Source organism: Microcella alkalica, from assembly GCF_014595885.1.
GTDB lineage: Bacteria > Actinomycetota > Actinomycetes > Actinomycetales > Microbacteriaceae > Microcella > Microcella alkaliphila_B.
Window position 1 is genome coordinate 197,868 of record NZ_JABUKC010000002.1, and the last position, 16,204, is coordinate 214,071.

The window sequence follows — 16,204 nt, forward strand, 5'->3', positions numbered from 1 at the left end:
GGTCGAGGCATGACATGGCAGCCGAATGAGAACTCGCCCCACCACCTCGACCCGCGCGACGTCGAGGGTGCCCCGCCCGCCGGCAGCGGCTCGGGTCAGTTCGTCGAGTCGCCCGAGGGCGGCGCGATCGTGCCGGACGACTCGCGCGGCCGACTGACCGAGGCCGCGAGCGGCGCCGAGCGCGACGCCGCCGTGCGCTACCCGTCGAAGCCGGGCGAGCGCATCCAGACCGAGCCGATCGAGGATGGCGCGCTCGACGCCACCGACGAGCAGAAGATCGCCGGCATCGTCGCCCAGACCAGGCAGGATCTCGAGCAGGGGCACGCCCGCTCGGCTCGCGAGCTGCTCGCGCAGCGCTTCGAGCAGTCGCGCATCGCCGTGGATGACCACCACCTCGACGAGCTCGCGGCCTCGCTGCAGCAGTACGAGCGCGGCAACCCGAGCGAGAGCTAGCGGCGCTGCTCGGGGCGCGCGGGTGCGACGATCGTCGCCCGCCGGCCCCGGGCATCCACCTCGCCCGTCTCGGCCCCGAGCACCTGCGTGCGCTCGGGGCCGTGCTGGTGCCAGAGGGCGGCCGTCCAGGCGCACAGGGTCGCGTCGAGCAGATCTTCGCGATGCTTGTACGCGGATGCTGCTGCCGGGCTCTTCTCCGTGAGCAGCGTCTTCGTCACCTTGTGCGAGCCCAGCTTCAGCGCCGGGGTCGTGCGCTCGAGCGCGGTCATCCGGGTCAGCAGCTCGTCGCAGACAGTCGCGCGCAGCTTCTTCGCCTCAGCGGCCGGCAGCCCGGGGATGAGCCGCTTGTACCGCGGCCGCTCGACCTCGTAACCGAACTCGTGCGCGCCGACGAGCGTCGTGTACGGGTAGCACTCGAACGCGACGGTGACCCCCGCGGGCGGCGGCCACCTGCCGTCGGTGTAGCGGATGCCTCGGGGCTCGAGCGCGGCGAGCAGCAGCTGCCCGGCACGCGCCGCGCTGCCCTGGTTGCTCGCGTTGGCGGCGACCTTCCAGCGGCCGTAGCGGGATCCGACCTCGCGCTCGGCGGCCCGCATGCCGGTCGGGTTCGCGACGATGAGCGGCGCGTCGATGGCGATGACGTCACCGGGCCGCTCGTGCTCGGCGACCCAGGCGGCGACGGCGTCGACGCCGCGCGCCCACCCCGCGTCGAGGATCGTGCCGTCGGCAGCGAGCAGGCACAGGCCGGTCTCGTTCGGCTTCTTGACCCTGCCGATCACGGGGTGTGGCAGGCCGAGGCCCCAGGCGAGGTCGATGCCGAGGTAGCGGGCCACGAGTCGAGGCTAGACGGCGCCGCTCGGCGTGCGGGCGGGGTCGCGCGCCGGCAGGCGGGTTGCGGTCAGGTGGCGGCGCCGGCGAGCGCTCGTGCGCTGGTGGCGTCGCGCAGGGCGTCGCGGGTCTCGGCGGAGGTGGGCGGTTCGGCCCCGGCGCGCTGGATGGTGAGCAGGGCAGTCTGCTGCGCCCACTCGCCGACGGCGCGGAGGGTGCGCGGTTCGATGGTGCGCAGGTGTTCGCGCTGGTCGGCGCCGAGCAGCCCGAGCGTGCCGAGCCCGGCGAGCAGCCCGGCGGTGGTCGCGTCGCCGGCGCCGATGGTGTCGACGATGCCGGCGTGGCGGCCGGGCAGGTCGATGCGTGCCGTGCGGGTGATGAGCAGCATCCCGCGGTGGGCGCGCGTGATGACGACGAGGGCGGCGCCGGCGTCGATCCAGCGCTGGGCAATGCTGTCGACGGGTTCGGCGCCGAAGAGGTGGGCGAGGTCTTCGTCGCTGGCTTTGACGATGTCGGCGAGGCGGGCCTGCCGTTCGACGCGCAGGCGGGCGAGACCGAGGTCTCGTTCGAAGGCGGGCCGGATGTTGGGGTCGTACGAGACGGTGGATGCTGCGCGTGCGCTGCGCATGAGGCTCTCGATGGCGCCGGCGACGGGTTCGATCGCGGCGGCGAGCGACCCGACGTGCACGACGTCGACGGGGGAGTGCTGCGGGATGCCGTGGGGCAGACTCCACTCGAGGTCGAAGCGGTAGTCGGCGGAGCCGTCGGGGCGTACAGCGGCGTAGGCGATGGCCGTGCAGCCGTTGCGGGGGCCGGTGAGCAGGTCGACGCCTTCGTGCACGAGGCGCTCTTCGATGCGGTCGCCGGCGCGGTCGGCGCCGAGCTCGGTGTAGAACTGCACGTCGACGCCCTGGCGGGCGAGGCCGATGCTGACGTTCATGGGGCTGCCGCCGGGCATCTCGACGGTGGGCTGCGTCGGGTCGGCGGGTCGGATGATGTCGGTGAGTGACTCGCCGACGACGAGTGCGCGGGTTCGTGATGGCGTCGGGTGACGTCGGGTGTCCATCAGTGCACCTCCCCCTTCGGTGTGCGGCCGCCCCCCAGCGGCTGATGCTGCGACGATAGCTCGCGAATTGCGTGCCATCCAGATGGTGAAGAGCTTTCACCCCCGCATTGGGGGTGTCCGCCCTTTGGGGGACAGTTTGGGGGACAAGGCTGGGGCGCCGCTGAGTCGGCAGCTCAGTTTCGGCGGTGATGTGCGGGGGTGCAGTTCAGCAGCCGGGGCCGCTGGGGTCGGCGCGGCAGCTGCGCTCGACGAGGGCGGTGGTGGCGCTGTCGGCGACGACGATCTGGATGGGCGTCGACGGGATCGCGAGGGTGCCGGGGATGGGGATGTAGTCGCCGTCGCCGACGCGATATTCGGCGGCGTAGTCGACGAGCAGGGTGACGGTGTAGGTGCCGGCGCTGTCGTAGACGTGGCTAGTGGCGGTGGGGTCGAACTCGGCGAGACCGAGGGCCTCCCACGTGGCGCCGGGGGTGGCGGTGTTGAGGGGGGCTGTGCCGTCGCCGTAGTCGAAGGTGTAGGCGACGGGGGTGAAGCGGACCTCGGCGGTGATGCCGAAGAGCTCGCCGGTGCGGATGCTGCTGCCCCCGGTGGCGAGGATGTTCGCGTCGAGTCCGCGGACCGCCCAGCCGTCGGGCTCGGAGCGGAGCACGGCGAGCTCGGGTCGGAAGCTCGCGACGTCGCGAATGGTGATGCCGGGGGTGCCGGCGGGTGCGTCGGCGGGCGGGGGAGCGGCGGGTGCGCCGGGCCGGGCTCCGACGCAGTCGACGGTGGCCGTGTTCTCGGGGTTCGGGACGCAGCGTTCGACCGGAGTGACCCACGGGGGGATCCCAGGCGGCGGAGTCCACGCGATCGTCCGCTCGGTGCTGGGATCGGGGGTTGAGCTGGCGTTCGAGTTTCCGTCTGTTGAAACCGCGCCGCCCACCTGTACTTCGTCTTGTTCGGAGTGGCCCCACAAATCGTCGAGTCCCGACGCGGCGGCAGCGCTAACGGCCGGAGATCCAAAGGCGACTGCCGCGGTGAGTGCGAGCACGGTCAAAACTCGCATGTGTCGCCTTCGCTCCAGACCTGTGACTCCATGAGCCGCAGTTGCGAGCCGTCGATCTCGATGAACGAGTTCTCGACCACGATTCTCTTCGCACGATTCGGATCAGAGAGGGACTCGCCACTTTGGTCGACCAGTTCGAACGAAAGCGCATCGATGCACGCGTAGGTGATGACCTCGTCGATCCCCGCCGACGGAGCGTATTGCTGCAAGCGCGTCTCAATCGTGGCGGGTCGACTGGCTTGCCGAAGTCCCTCGGCGGCGTACCTCGCGGCGCGCTCGGTGTCGGTTTCGAGTACGTCACCGACGGCGACGCTCCTCAGCGACTCTGCACCATCCGCCGGGTTGCTGAAGACCGCAAAGGCCACGTCGAGGTACTCCTCGAACGCGGCCTCCGCCGCCTCGAGCGCTTCCTCGTCGCTCGCGAACAACGGCTCGGCCTCGGCGCTGGGAGGCGCGGAGGGCACCGCGGCCTCGGGTGAGCATCCACTGACGAGGATTGCCGAGGCGGCGAGCACGAGGGCGAGGGGCAGCAATCGCGATGTCACCCGCACACAGTAGGCAGAGCTTTCGTCGGGTTCGGTGCTTCTCCACAACGCGAGCCGACACGGCACTCCACCCGGAACAGGGGAGGAGCGGCGGCCCCTCACCGCGGTCAGATCACGCCGCGAACGCGCGTACCGTTAACGGGTTGGGCCACGAGCTCGACGGGCAGCAGCCCAGACGACACCTCACGCAGACGACGTACACGACGCGAGCGACACGCAACGGATTGAGAGCAGTACATGGACGAGTGCATCCACGGATTCGAGCCCGGCATGTGCGCCACCTGCTTCCCCGCTCCGGAGCCGGAGAAGCCCGCCCCCGTCAAGCGCGTCGCGAAGCCCGCCCGCACGAGCCTGCGCACGCCCCCGGCTGGCTCGACGACCGGCCGCACCGCCCCTGAGCCGCGCGCCGCGAACCTGCCCAAGCGCATCTTCCACGTCACGCACGTGCGCAACCTGCCGGCCATCCTCGCGGCCGGTGAGCTGCGGCCGAGCAACGCTGACGGTGTCGAGCCTGAGGTCGTGCTCGCGAGCGAGATCACGCACGAGCTGCGGGCGACGGCGCAGGCCGCGTCAGACGCATCCGTGCTCGACTGCGTCGCGTTCTCGCTCACCCCGAAGGCGACCTGGTGGGCGCAGGTGCAGGACGGCGCGGCCGGCCCCACCTGGAGCGACGCCGCCCGACGCGCCCTCGCCGTCGACTTCGTCGTGCTCGGCATCGACATCGCCTCCGTCTCCGACCGGCTCATCGTCACCGACGGCGACGCGGCGGCTCTGCCGACCGCGATCGGCGGCCCCGGCGACGCGGCGAAGCGGATGCTCGCCCGCGCCGCCCTCGACGAGACCGTCATGCAGGCTGCCGAGGCTCTCATTCCCGGCACGGTGCCGCTCGAGGCGGTCGCGCTCGTCGCCGTCGCGAACGACAAGCGCCGCGACGACGTGAAGCGGGCGCTGGCCGACGCGGGGCTCGGAGCGAAGGTGGCCGTCTACCCGCCGTGGTTCGTGCCGACGCCGATCGCGTAGCTTCGGCGGAGCATCCTCGGCGTGTCACCCACACGCGGGGTATCGGAGACCGCCTCGTGGGTGCATGATGGCGAGAAGCTTTCGCGTACCCCCGTGAGGGCTCACACCCGAATACCCGCACCCAGTCCCGTTCTCGGCACCCGAACCACCCCTCCGAGAACTCGACGGACACCCCCGATGGGATGCATCATGCCCGATTTCATGCCCGCGCCCCCGCGCACCGATCTCGCGGGCCTGGCCCGCCCGACCCTGGCGTCGCCCGACGCGCCGGCGGCTGTTCCGCCGTACCTCAGCGTCGTGACCGCAGAGCCACGACCCGACGACGCCGAGCTGCTGCACAGCTCGCTAGGCCGCGCCGAGTGGATCGCCCTCGACCTCGTGAAGCCCGGCGGCGTCTTCGACGGCAAGGTGCATGTCACGAGCGCCAAGTCGGCCAAGAGGGCCGGCGCCGTCGAGCCCATCACCTTCAGCGCGCTGAAGGCGATCGTGTCGATCACGCTGCGCGAGATGCCGCGCGTCGAGCAGCAGTGCTTCGACCCCGGCGTCGTGCTCGCCGCCATCGAGGGCGGGCCGCACTCGGTCTCGCAGCTGCAGCTGGAGCAGGGCGCCCGCCTGGTCACCCGCCTCGTCTCCTACTACTGGGGCGCCGTCGCGAAGGCGTGGCCCGAGGCGTGGGATGACCGGCACGGCTTCATCCTGTGGCAGAGCTTCGGCCTGACCGGGCTGAGCCGGTTCGGCGGACGCATCATCCAGGAGCGCGTCGACGAGCGCGAGATCATGCAGCAGTACTTCGACACCGCCCTCGCCGCGGTCGCCGCCCGCATGCCGCTCGACGTGGCCGACTTCGACGGCTTCAGTTCGCAGACCGGCGCCAACCAGGTGTTCTCGATGCTCATGGAGGCCAACAGCGAGCACGGCGCGGCCTTCACCGAGCTCGTCGACCAGCTGGCGAGCGACATCGACTGGGGCAAGGCGGCCTCAGCGCCGTCACCGCTGCCGTTCGGCTGAGACACGTCTTGGTTCGAGTGGCGCGCGCGGTGCATCCGCGCTGCTGACCGCCGCACCGCGCAGACGCCGACGCCCGACGAGAGGAGCCTCTCGTCGGGCGTCGTGCTGACCGTCGACCTTCGGGTCGGCCGACGGGCAGTCTCGTGGGCAGTCGCGTCGATGCGCGCGGGCGCGCTCAGTCGTCGAGCACGAACGTCACCTCGAGGGTGACGTGCCAGGCGGTGACGCCGCTGCCGCTGACGGCGACCTTCTGCTCCTTCACCCAGGCACCTTCGACGTTGCGCAGGGTGCTGCTGGCGCGCTCGATGCCGACGCGGATCGCGTCCTCGAAGCTGGTCTCGCTGCGCGCGGTGATGGTGGTGACGCGGGCGACCGATGACATGGCGGTCCTCCAATTCGGTAGCGGATGCTCTGCCGCAGTGTGCGGATGGAGGAGACAGTCAACGCCCGGCTTCGCGGCCGTGCGAGGGGGTGGCGCGGGGGAGTCGCGCGGGGTTAGCGTGCGCGGCTGTTCGTCTCTTCGGCCGTCAGCTGGCGAGGCGCGTCGTCGCGTCGGGGGCGTCGAGGTCGAGCAGCTCGGTGTAGGCCTCGGCGCTCTCGATGGCGCGGGCGATCTGCTCGGGGCTCGCCGGCTGCGGCTCAGGAACCATCGGGGCGGTGCGGGGTGCGGGGCGGGTGCGGCTGGTCCACTCGGCGCCGTCCCACCAGCGCTCCTGACCGGGAATGGTGGGGTCGGCGAACCATCCCGCACGCGGCTGAATGATGGTGATCTCGCTCACCCGGCCATCATGCGTGACGCGCCTTGCCGTTCTCTGTGACCCCCGTTCGGGGGGCCTGTGCTCGCGCTCGTGTCGCTGCGTCAGCGCCGCGTGCGGATCGCGCCGGCGCCGAAGCCGGCGAGCAGCAGCGCGCCGCCGCCGATGGCGAGCGCGAGGGCGAGTGTCTGCTCGAGCGCTAGCACTCCGATGAGCCCGTAGGCGCCGGCGACGAGGGCCGCGATGCCCAGCAGGGTGAGCAGCAGTGACAGGCCGCCGACGAGGCGGCGGGGGCCGCGCATCCGTTTCGGGGCGGTCGCCACCGACAGCAGCGGCACCGAGCCGGTGGGCGGCGCGGGGGAAGCGAGGTCGACGAGCTCGGTGAATGCCTCGGCGCTGAGGATGGCCTGCTCGACCTGCTCGGGGCTCGCCAGCTGCGCGGGGTCGGCCAGCTGGGCTCGCGGGCTCGGGCGGGTCTCGTCGGTCCAGGCGGTGCCGTTCCAGCGGCGCTCGACGCCGGGCTCGGTCGGGTCGGGGAACCAGCCCTCGGGCGGGGCGGTCTGGCCGTAGTCGGGGTCGGCGGGGGTGAGGGTCATCGGGTGTTCCTCGGGGTCGGGGGAGCGCTGCGGGCGTCGGGTCGATCGCGGTGAGGTCGCTTCATGATGCGGCCGCGCAGGCTCGCGGGCAAGAGCTGAGGGTTGTGAGGTGATCGCAGCCAAGCGGTCGGCTGCTGCTAAAGGGCTACGCGCACTCTCCCGGTGTTGCCCGCCTTATGCGGGCCTCCCGCCAGCATTCCCGCAAAAGTCGGAGTGGGACCGATTCTTGCTAGTCCCTCCATATGTAGGGTGAGACGGGAGCGGCAGAACCCGCGTGGAGAGCTGAGGAAGGAACTCTCGATGCCTGCTGTAGGCGCAGCGGACCATCTTGGCGGGAGGAAGGACGCGGTCTACAGATGGATAGCACCAGACGATGGAACCGCGCACATAACTGGTCTCTCTCGGAAAAGCGCGCGCGGCGGGTTCAACAGGTGGTTACGTCGCAGTGGACGGAGCCAAGCTGATTCTGACGGTGAGGAGGACGAAAGCTGACCACCGTCGGCCACAGAATTGTGCTGTGGGAGGGTCCTCTCATCCTGACCAACTTGCAAAATGCCAGAGGAGTCGCCCGTGAGCAGGATTCCAGCGGAATCGTCTCGCTACGTGCTTTCGTTTACTACGGGTGCGCTCCTAGCTCGCGAGGCGGCGGCCCTCGCGCCGTCCTATCTGGAACTGGGCGAATGGGAAGCCGTGCGAGATCGAGCCGTCGCTAACAACACCTTGCAGGCCCGCACTTTTCGCACGGCTGTTCTTATGGTCCGGGAGACGGTCAAGCGTCTCTCGGCGCTCTCGGACTCGGAGATCGAGGTGCTCGCAGACGCGACACCGTCGGAGCGGGGCTACCTGATGTGGGCGGCGGCCTGCCGTCGATACGCGCTGATCGGTGAGTTCGCCGAGGAAGTCGTCCGTGAGCGCTTCCTCGTGCTCGCATCGACGATCGGATACGACGAGTTTGACGGGTTCGTTCGCGGCAAGTCGCTCTGGCACGAGGAACTGTCCAGCGTCAAGGATTCGACAATGCAGAAGCTGCGGTCGAACGTGTTCAAGATGCTGACGGATGCGGAGCTGGTTTCGCCAGGAGGCCATATCGTGGCCGCGGTCCTTTCCGAGCGCGTAGCCGACCTGCTCGATGCGCGTGAGCCCAGCGACTTGCGGTTCTTCCCGACAACTCAGGGCGGTGCACGATGACGCCAGGCGAACTCAATCGGCAGGAGGAGCACCTGTTCGCGGTGCTCAGCGGCAGGCGGTTCCTCAACATGGAGGGGCTGAGCAACGAGGTGCCCTTCTTCATCTACCCGTACCCACCCGAGCACGCGCTCGACGTGGCGAAGGCGAAGAAGCGCATCAAGACCCGGCTCGCGACCGAGAAGGGCGTCCAAGTCCGCGAGGTCAACCTCTACGACCTGTCGGTGGAGATCCTCAAGGAGCGCGGCGACTGGGACGAGGTCCTGGAGATCGAGCCGACGGTCGCCAAGGCCGAGTTCACCGAGTTGCTGCGCTCAATGCTCAACCCGCAGCAGCACCTGGCCCCGGCTATCGCCGCGAAGATCGCCGACGGAGAATTCGACATCTTCTTCCTCACCGGCATCGGTGAGGTCTTCCCGTACATCCGGTCGCACAACGTGCTGAACAACCTGCAGAGCGTGGTCATTGGGAAGCCGATGCTCATGTTCTTCCCCGGCCAGTACAAGCAATCCGAGACTTTGGGATCCTCGCTGGAGCTATTCGGAACTCAGCACGACGACCAGTACTACCGCGCCAAAAACATCCTGGAACAGGAACCGTGACCGCTATGCAACTGCAAGAGATTTTCGCGAAGGACGTCCAACGTCCCATCGAGGGCGTCGTCAAGGCCGACGACTCTCGGAACCTGGGCACCGAGGTCGAGGAGTACGTCCTTACGAACGAGGCGGCCAAGGGGCTGGAGCAGCTCCTGGAGGCGTATACGAACTACACGAACGCCAACGGCGTGTGGATCTCGGGCTTCTTCGGTTCCGGTAAGTCGCACCTGCTCAAGATGCTCGCCCACCTCCTCGGCGATGTGGAAGGCCAGGACTTTCCGCGTGGTGAGGTCTCCGAGACGTTCCGAGCGAAGGCTGAGGGGGCCTTCCTGCCTTCGCTAATCACCAAAGCCGATCGGATCCCGGCGAAGAGTCTGCTCTTCAACATCGACCAGAAGGCTCCACTGATCAGCAAGGACCAGGCTGACGCGCTGCTGCGTGTGTTCGTGCAGGTCTTCGACGAGTCGCGCGGCTACTACGGGGATCAGGGGTTCATTGCTCGCTTCGAGCATCAGCTCGACGAGGAGGGTCAGCTCGACGCGTTCAAGGACGCATTCCAGGCCATCGCTGGCCGCGAGTGGGAAGAACGCCGTCCGAGCTTCGGGCTGCCGACCGTCCGCAAGCAGGTCAACGAGGCGTACGCCCAGGTGGCCGGTATTGACGCGACAGCGGCACCGGACATCCTGAAGACCTACCAGGACACGTACTCGGTCTCAATTGAGGACTTTGCCGACGATGTCAAGGCTTGGCTGGACAAGCAGGAGAAGGACTTCCGGCTGAACTTCTACGTCGACGAGGTCGGTCAGTTCATCGGTAACAACACACACCTGATGCTGAACCTCCAGACCATCGCAGAGTCGCTCAACACCAAGTGCCAGGGCCGCGCGTGGATCATGGTGACCTCGCAGGAGGACATGGATCGCGTCATCGGCGACCGCACCAAGCAGCAGGGCAACGACTTCTCCAAGATTCAGGCCCGATTCAAGACCCGCGTGAAGCTCACCAGCGCCGATGTTGAAGAGGTCATCAGCAAGCGTCTGCTGGCGAAGAACGACGCCGGTACCGCCGCACTGGGCGCGGTATACGCGGCGGAGTCTGCGAACTTCAAGACGCTCTTCGACTTCGTCGACGGTGCGAAGACCTACCGGAACTACACGACTGAAGACCAGTTCGTCGGCACCTACCCGTTCGTGAACTACCAGTTCCCGCTGTTCCAGGCTGCAATTGAAGGCATCTCCGACCACAACGTGTTCGAGGGCCGGAACAGCTCGGTCGGCGAGCGCTCGATGCTTGGGGTCGTGCAGCAGGTCGCAAAGGACATCGGGGATGTGCAGGTCGGCCAGCTCGCAACGTTCGACAGCATGTTCGCGGGTATCCGCTCGTCGCTGAAGTCGGCGGCGCAGCGGTCCATCGACGTCGCCCAGCGCAACCTGGAGAACCCCCTCGCCGTTCGGCTCCTCAAGGCGCTCTTCCTGGTCAAGTACGTCGACGGGTTCCGCGCAACGGCCCGCAACCTGACCGTGCTCGTCTACGAGCGGTTCGGCCTCGATCTGCCTGCGCTGACCAAGCAGGTGCAGGAGGCACTCACGCTGCTGGAGACGCAGTCCTACATCCAGCGCAACGGCAACACCTACGAGTATCTGACCGACCTCGAGCAGGATATGGAGAAGGAGATCAAGGCCGTCGACATCGACTCCTCCGAACTGTCCGCCCGGCTCAACAAGATCCTCTCCGGCGACGTGATCAAGACGTCCAAGCTGAAGTACGCCAAGAACAGTCAAGACTTCGCCTTCGGCTACAAGCTCGACGACCAGGTCTTCGGGCAGCAGCGTGAGCTGTCGCTGCACTTCATCACCCCCGAGTACCCGTACTCGCCCGAAGAGACCCGCATGCACAGCGCGGGGAAGGACGAACTGCTTGTGATCATGCAACCCGACGACCGTGTCCTCGCCGACCTGCGGCTGCTGATCAAGACCGAGAAGTACATCAAGCGCAAGCAGACCAGCTCGCTGTCTGCCGACGAAGACCGCATCCTTCGCTCCAAGGCCGCCCAGAACGTCGAACGGGAGAAGGATCTCGTCGAGCGCGTCAGGCGCGCGGTCGGTTCGGCACAGCTTGTTATCAACGCAGCCGACGTCGCCTCATCCTCGCAGGATCCGCTTGCCCGGGTGACCGACGGTTTCCAGGACCTTATCGCCCGCACCTACACCCAGCTGAGCCTGCTTGGTGGAGTGACCTACACCGAGCAGCAGGTCGCGGGCGCTGCGAACCCCGATCACGGAGGCATGTTCGATGCGATGGGTCTCTCCAAGCTCGCCGCCCCCGGCGACGAGCTGCTCTCGCACGTGCTGCGCCGCGATCGCCTCGGTGAGCAGGTTACCGTCAAGGGGCTTGTGGACACCTTCAGCGCGAAGCCGTATGGCTGGGACCTCGCCTCAATCGAGGTCGTGACCGCATACCTCGTCGGGGCTGCCAAGGTCACGCTGTCCGTGGACGGCAACACCCTCAAGCGCAGCGAAGTGCCCACGATCCTGCGCAACACACAGAAGCACCCGCATGCCGTGGTCGCGCCGCAGAAGAGTTTCGATGAACGCAAGGTCGCCGCGTTCCGCTCGTTCTGCATCGACTTCTTCAGTGATCCGGCCGTGACCAAGGATCCGCTCGAACTGGCCCGCTACGGCGGCGAAAAGCTGCGCGCGAAACTCGATGAACTCAAGGCCCGCATCAGCGGATCGAAGTACCCCTTCGTTAGCCAACTCGGCGCGCCGATCGCGCTGCTCGAACAGGTCGTTGGCAAGAGCGACGAGTGGTACCTGACCGACTTCGCTCTCGCGGACGAACTGCTGGAGGCCAAGGACGACGTCATCGACCCGATCCAGGCATTCCTCAACGGCAATCAGCGCACGATCTACGACGACGCGGCCAAGCTGCTCCGGGACAACGCCAGCAACCTCACCTACCTGCCGCAAGGCAGCGACGAACAGGTGAGCCTTCTGCTTGACGACCGGCAGGCGTTCCGCGGCAACAAGATGACTCAGCTCAAGCAGGCCGCCGACGCCCTCAGCGATCAGATCTCCGGCTCGCTCAAGACCAACCGATCGGACGCGGTCGGCGAGATCGTCGCCCGCCGAGACGCGCTTCTCGTGAGCAACATCTATGCGGACGCCACGAACGAAGCCCAGGCGAGGGCGGCAGCACAGATCGACGCGATCATCGCGAGGATTGACTCAGAGCATCAGATCGCGGTCATCCGCGAGCTGGCCAATGGGTTCGAGGAGGCCGGGTACCCGGCCATCCTCGACCAGCTCGCCATCGCACGACGCGAAGCGGATCCTGACGCGCCGCCTCCGCCCGTTAAGCAGACGATTTCCATCAAGACGATCACCCCGCGCGGCGTCACCGGACCACTGGAGACCCTCTACGACGTCGACGCCTACCTCGCCGCTTTGCGTGGCTCTCTCATCCATGCCCTCGAAGACGGAAAGCGGATCGCACTCTGATGGAAACCGCACCGCTGAAGTCGTACGCCACCTGGGCGCGCACCGAGCTGATCAAGGAGGTCGGCGCGCGGATCGCCGCCGTGCTCGCCCCGGGGTCCACCGAACGTGTCGAGGAGTCAGCCGCCATCAGGGCGTTGGAGACGGCCGTCAAGGCCACCGGCGGTGAGGCTGCCGGTCGCGCAAAGATCGCGGACAGAGTCGCCTACACCTGGTTCAACCGCATCGTCGCGCTGCGGTTCATGGACGCCAACGGCTACACCGGCATCGGCGTCGTCTCGCCCCACCGCGGACAAACTTCCGGGCAGCCGGAAGTACTCGCCGATGCCAAGCGCGGTGTCATCGACACCGATGTCGTCGGAAAGCGCACCGCCGAGACGATCACCGCGCTCCTGGACGGCACGCGCCGCAGCGCCGATCCGCAGGGTGAGGCATACAGCCTGCTGCTGGCCGACTACTGCCGTTACTGGCACCGGTCAATGCCATTCATGTTCGAGCGCGAGGGCGACTATACCGAGCTGCTCATCCCGGCGAACCTGCTCGCCGATGACTCGGTGCTCGCGCGCTTGGTGACGGTGATGACCGAGGAGGTGTGCCAGGACGTTGAGGTGATCGGCTGGCTCTACCAGTTCTACATCTCGGAGCGGAAGGACGAGGTCTTCGCCGGGTTCAAGAAGAACAAGAAGGCCGGCGCCGATGAGATCCCCGCGGCTACGCAGCTGTTCACCCCGCACTGGATCGTCCGCTACCTCGTCGAGAACTCCCTCGGACGACTGTGGATGCTCAACCATCCAGACTCGCGCCTGGTCGACCAGATGGACTACTACATCGCTCCGACCGACGAGGAGACCGACTTTCTCAAGATCAGCAAGGCCGAGGAGCTGACCGTCATCGACCCGGCGTGCGGGTCGGGGCACATGCTGACCTACGCCTTCGACCTGCTCTACGCGATCTACGAGGAGCAGGGTGAGGCCCCGTCCGACATTCCGGGCAAGATCCTCGCCCACAACCTGTTCGGCACGGAGATCGATCCGCGCGCCGGGGCACTGGCGGCGTTCGCCCTGACAATGAAGGCCCGAGCCCGGCAGCGCACGTTCTTCAACAAGCAGGTCGAGCCGAACATCTGCGTCATCGATCCGATCGCCTTCACCACCGATGAGTTGGACTACCTCGTCACCAAGGACGGCGACCGTCACGCAGAGGAAGCATTCTGGAACCAGTTCGCCGAGGCCGACACGCTCGGCGCTCTGGTCAGTGCAGATATCTACTTCACGGAGCGACTCGCACGGCACCTGGAGGCAATCAATGACGGTGGCGATCTGCTTCATGCCGACACCTTTGAGCGGGCCGATCGCGTGGTCACCCAAGCCAGGTTCTTGACCTCACGGTATTCGGTCGCAGTCGCGAACCCGCCATACATGGGTGGGAAGAACATGGGACCCGTGCTGGCCAGATTCGCGAAAGAGCGGTTCCTTGACTCCAAGGCGGACTTGTTCGCTATGTTCATCGATCGCTGCGCCTCTCTGGTGAAATCGCGGGGTCTCGTCGCGATGATCACGATGCAGTCATGGATGTTTCTCTCATCTTTCGACGCGCTCCGAGCGAAGCTTCTTCGCGGCTCCACGTTGGAGGTGCTTGCTCATCTCGGGAGCGGTGCGTTCGACTCGATCGGGGGCGATGTTGTTTCGACTACGGCATTTGTGTTCTCGTCCGGGTCCTCGTCAGAGCGGGCCGGCGTGTACTTCAATCTCACCGCGAATCGGTCCGAAGCTGCAAAGGCGACCGAGATGCTTAGGTTGGTCAAGGATCCGAGCGATCGATTCGTCCTGCGCACCCACCAATTGCTCCAGGTCGCCGGTGCCCCGATTGCGTACTGGCTTACTGATGCCGAGCTTCGGGCCCTCGTGAATAGTCGGAAGGTGTCTGATGAGGCGACACCACGCAAGGGTCTGGTCACTCTCAACGACGCCCGGTTCACACGACGGTGGTACGAGGTTGCGTCCGGCCAGACCTGTTTCCCGGCGGACTACTCGGCTCTTGGGTTGAGCCGAACCTGGTACCCCATGAACAAGGGTGGCGGATACCGTCGGTGGTACGGGCTCAACGAAACGTTGATCAATTGGAAGGACCACGGAAAAGAGCTCAAGGAATTCATTGTCGAGCGCTACGGGGGTGGGTCCTACACAAAGGAGATTCGAAGCGAGGAGTACTACTTCCTTGAGTCGGCAACTTGGGGAGCTGTTTCCAGTGGGCCGCCGAGCTTCCGCTACACACCGCCGGGCTTCATCTTCAGCTCCGGAGGCTCATCGCTTTTCTCCGACGCTTCGCTGCTTGGCGTGCTCGGCAGCTTGAATTCGTCGCCTGTTTCGCGATTACTTCAGGCGATGACGCCGACAATGAACTTCGTTCCAGGCGACGTCGCGCGAATGCCGGTCGTGACTGCACCGGAGCTTGACGATCTGGTTCAGGCGGCAGTCGCAGTCGCTAGAGAAGACTGGAACGATCGCGAGACGTCTTGGGACTTCGTCACCAACCAGCTGGTGGCCTGCGCACCCGGTGGCCGTATTTCGGATCGCGTTGTCGAAGTGCGACGTAACGATCGTGAACGCGCTGCGGGCCTCGGGGCCCTCCAAGCTGAGATTGACACTCTCGTGTCGCTACGGCTTGGCTTGGTCGAAAGCGCGGCGGACGTTCCCCCCGTCGACATGCGAGCCGTAACGATTGACGCCAACGAACTCTACGAGTTCCCGGACCGAAACGAGGCGGAGCGGATCGCACTGAAGTCTCGGCGATTGGTTGCCGACTTTGTTTCATACGCTGTCGGGTGCGTGTTCGGCCGCTACAGCCTCGATGAGCCGGGGTTGATCATTGCCGACCAAGGCTCGACGCTGCAGGACTACCTCGCGAAGGTGCCGAATCCAACCTTCATGCCTGACGCCGACAATGTCATCCCGATCGTGGATGGGGACTGGTTTGAGGACGATATTGTCGAGCGGTTCCGCCAGTTTCTTCGAGTGGTGTTTGGAGAGCAGCACTTCGAGGAGAACCTGCGATTTGTCACGGAGGCGCTCGGTGTGAAGAGCCTTCGTGACTACTTCGTGAAGTCGTTCTATAGAGACCACGTTCAGCGGTACAAGAAGCGCCCGATCTACTGGTTGTTTTCCAGCCCCAAGGGTTCGTTCAACGCGCTCATCTACATGCACCGCTACACGCCCTCGACGGTGTCGACGGTGCTGAATGAGTACCTGCGCGAGTTCCAGGCGAAGCTCCAGGCGAGTCTGAGCCAGGCGGAGCGCTCGAACAACGCGCACGAAGCAGACCGGCTCCGCAAGGTGCTGGTCGAGCTGAACGAGTATGAGCACGACGTCCTTTACCCGCTCGCCACTCAGCAGATCGCGATCGACCTCGACGACGGCGTGAAGGCCAACTACCCGAAGTTCGGTGCCGCCCTGAAGAAGATCCCCGGGCTGGAGGTATCCGAGTGATCAAATTTGAAGATCGCGGAGCCCAGGTCGTTCTTACTTACGAATCGGATTGGGGGCCGGTCACGTGGGTCGATGACAAGTTGCGCGCCGAGGGCGAGGCGACGCTGTCTAGGACGTTTACCGTG

The 16,204-nt window shown here is 66.5% G+C and carries 14 protein-coding genes; 7 read left to right on the top strand and 7 right to left on the bottom strand.

The window, feature by feature from the left end:
- Positions 1 to 9: 9 nt before the first annotated feature.
- A complete protein-coding gene (locus ID804_RS05460; protein WP_169077973.1) occupies positions 10 to 453 on the top strand; it encodes a hypothetical protein in 444 nt (147 codons plus the stop codon).
- Here ID804_RS05460 and ID804_RS05465 read toward each other — a convergent pair.
- From ID804_RS05465 to ID804_RS05480, 4 genes are all read right to left on the bottom strand, one after another.
- The gene (locus ID804_RS05465; protein WP_169077974.1) at positions 450 to 1,286 is read right to left on the bottom strand and encodes a DUF429 domain-containing protein; all 837 of its coding nucleotides are present in this window, start codon (positions 1,284 to 1,286) and stop codon (positions 450 to 452) included. The genes ID804_RS05460 and ID804_RS05465 overlap by 4 nt on opposite strands.
- Before the next feature lie 65 nt (positions 1,287 to 1,351).
- The gene (locus ID804_RS05470; protein WP_169077975.1) at positions 1,352 to 2,347 is read right to left on the bottom strand and encodes a PfkB family carbohydrate kinase; all 996 of its coding nucleotides are present in this window, start codon (positions 2,345 to 2,347) and stop codon (positions 1,352 to 1,354) included.
- Between the two features lie 205 nt (positions 2,348 to 2,552).
- The gene (locus tag ID804_RS05475; RefSeq protein WP_169077976.1) at positions 2,553 to 2,996 is read right to left on the bottom strand and encodes a PKD domain-containing protein; all 444 of its coding nucleotides are present in this window, start codon (positions 2,994 to 2,996) and stop codon (positions 2,553 to 2,555) included.
- A gap of 383 nt (positions 2,997 to 3,379) precedes the next feature.
- Positions 3,380 to 3,937 carry a hypothetical protein gene (locus ID804_RS05480; RefSeq protein ID WP_169077977.1) on the bottom strand — a complete coding sequence of 186 codons (558 nt, stop codon included), beginning with the start codon at positions 3,935 to 3,937 and terminating at the stop codon, positions 3,380 to 3,382.
- A gap of 237 nt (positions 3,938 to 4,174) precedes the next feature.
- Here ID804_RS05480 and ID804_RS05485 point away from each other — a divergent pair, with 237 nt between their 5' ends.
- Both ID804_RS05485 and ID804_RS05490 read left to right on the top strand, forming a co-directional pair.
- Positions 4,175 to 4,957, top strand: coding sequence for a DarT ssDNA thymidine ADP-ribosyltransferase family protein (locus tag ID804_RS05485; RefSeq protein ID WP_169077978.1), 783 nt, complete (start codon positions 4,175 to 4,177; stop codon positions 4,955 to 4,957).
- Between the two features lie 189 nt (positions 4,958 to 5,146).
- Positions 5,147 to 5,965, top strand: coding sequence for a hypothetical protein (locus ID804_RS05490; RefSeq protein ID WP_169077979.1), 819 nt, complete (start codon positions 5,147 to 5,149; stop codon positions 5,963 to 5,965).
- A gap of 175 nt (positions 5,966 to 6,140) precedes the next feature.
- Here the strand turns inward: ID804_RS05490 and ID804_RS05495 are convergent, their stop codons facing one another.
- The 3 genes from ID804_RS05495 to ID804_RS05505 form a co-directional block, all read right to left on the bottom strand.
- A complete protein-coding gene (locus ID804_RS05495; protein ID WP_169077980.1) occupies positions 6,141 to 6,347 on the bottom strand; it encodes a dodecin family protein in 207 nt (68 codons plus the stop codon).
- A 145-nt stretch (positions 6,348 to 6,492) separates the two neighbouring features.
- Complete coding sequence (locus ID804_RS05500; protein ID WP_211161026.1) at positions 6,493 to 6,744, bottom strand: DUF2510 domain-containing protein; 252 nt, start codon at positions 6,742 to 6,744, stop codon at positions 6,493 to 6,495.
- A gap of 80 nt (positions 6,745 to 6,824) precedes the next feature.
- Entirely contained in the window at positions 6,825 to 7,316 is a 492-nt protein-coding gene (locus tag ID804_RS05505) for a DUF2510 domain-containing protein (protein ID WP_169077981.1), read from the bottom strand.
- A 570-nt stretch (positions 7,317 to 7,886) separates the two neighbouring features.
- Between ID804_RS05505 and ID804_RS05510 the strand changes: the two genes are divergently transcribed.
- From ID804_RS05510 to pglX, 4 genes are read left to right on the top strand one after another with little or no spacing between them, the layout of a single operon-like run.
- Positions 7,887 to 8,504, top strand: a complete 618-nt coding sequence (locus ID804_RS05510; protein ID WP_317451185.1) for a DUF1819 family protein — start codon at positions 7,887 to 7,889, stop codon at positions 8,502 to 8,504.
- Positions 8,501 to 9,103 (top strand): DUF1788 domain-containing protein, encoded by a 603-nt coding sequence (locus ID804_RS05515; protein ID WP_169077983.1) that lies wholly within the window; start codon positions 8,501 to 8,503, stop codon positions 9,101 to 9,103. Before ID804_RS05510 ends, ID804_RS05515 begins: the two co-directional genes overlap by 4 nt.
- Positions 9,104 to 9,108: 5 nt before the next feature.
- Complete coding sequence (brxC, locus tag ID804_RS05520; RefSeq protein WP_169077984.1) at positions 9,109 to 12,597, top strand: BREX system P-loop protein BrxC; 3,489 nt, start codon at positions 9,109 to 9,111, stop codon at positions 12,595 to 12,597.
- A complete protein-coding gene (gene pglX / locus ID804_RS05525; RefSeq protein WP_169077985.1) occupies positions 12,597 to 16,079 on the top strand; it encodes a BREX-1 system adenine-specific DNA-methyltransferase PglX in 3,483 nt (1,160 codons plus the stop codon). Before brxC ends, pglX begins: the two co-directional genes overlap by 1 nt.
- The last annotated feature ends 125 nt before the right edge of the window (positions 16,080 to 16,204 follow it).

What these genes read in the sequence shown, in the direction of transcription:
- ID804_RS05490 (WP_169077979.1), top strand. Translation starts at nt 5,147, where the DNA reads ATGCCCGATTTCATGCCCGCGCCCCCGCGCACCGATCTCGCGGGCCTG.
- ID804_RS05495 (WP_169077980.1), bottom strand. Translation starts at nt 6,347, where the DNA reads ATGTCATCGGTCGCCCGCGTCACCACCATCACCGCGCGCAGCGAGACC.
- ID804_RS05515 (WP_169077983.1), top strand. Translation starts at nt 8,501, where the DNA reads ATGACGCCAGGCGAACTCAATCGGCAGGAGGAGCACCTGTTCGCGGTG.
- ID804_RS05460 (WP_169077973.1), top strand. Translation starts at nt 10, where the DNA reads ATGACATGGCAGCCGAATGAGAACTCGCCCCACCACCTCGACCCGCGC.
- pglX (WP_169077985.1), top strand. Translation starts at nt 12,597, where the DNA reads ATGGAAACCGCACCGCTGAAGTCGTACGCCACCTGGGCGCGCACCGAG.
- brxC (WP_169077984.1), top strand. Translation starts at nt 9,109, where the DNA reads ATGCAACTGCAAGAGATTTTCGCGAAGGACGTCCAACGTCCCATCGAG.
- ID804_RS05505 (WP_169077981.1), bottom strand. Translation starts at nt 7,316, where the DNA reads ATGACCCTCACCCCCGCCGACCCCGACTACGGCCAGACCGCCCCGCCC.
- ID804_RS05470 (WP_169077975.1), bottom strand. Translation starts at nt 2,347, where the DNA reads ATGGACACCCGACGTCACCCGACGCCATCACGAACCCGCGCACTCGTC.
- ID804_RS05485 (WP_169077978.1), top strand. Translation starts at nt 4,175, where the DNA reads ATGGACGAGTGCATCCACGGATTCGAGCCCGGCATGTGCGCCACCTGC.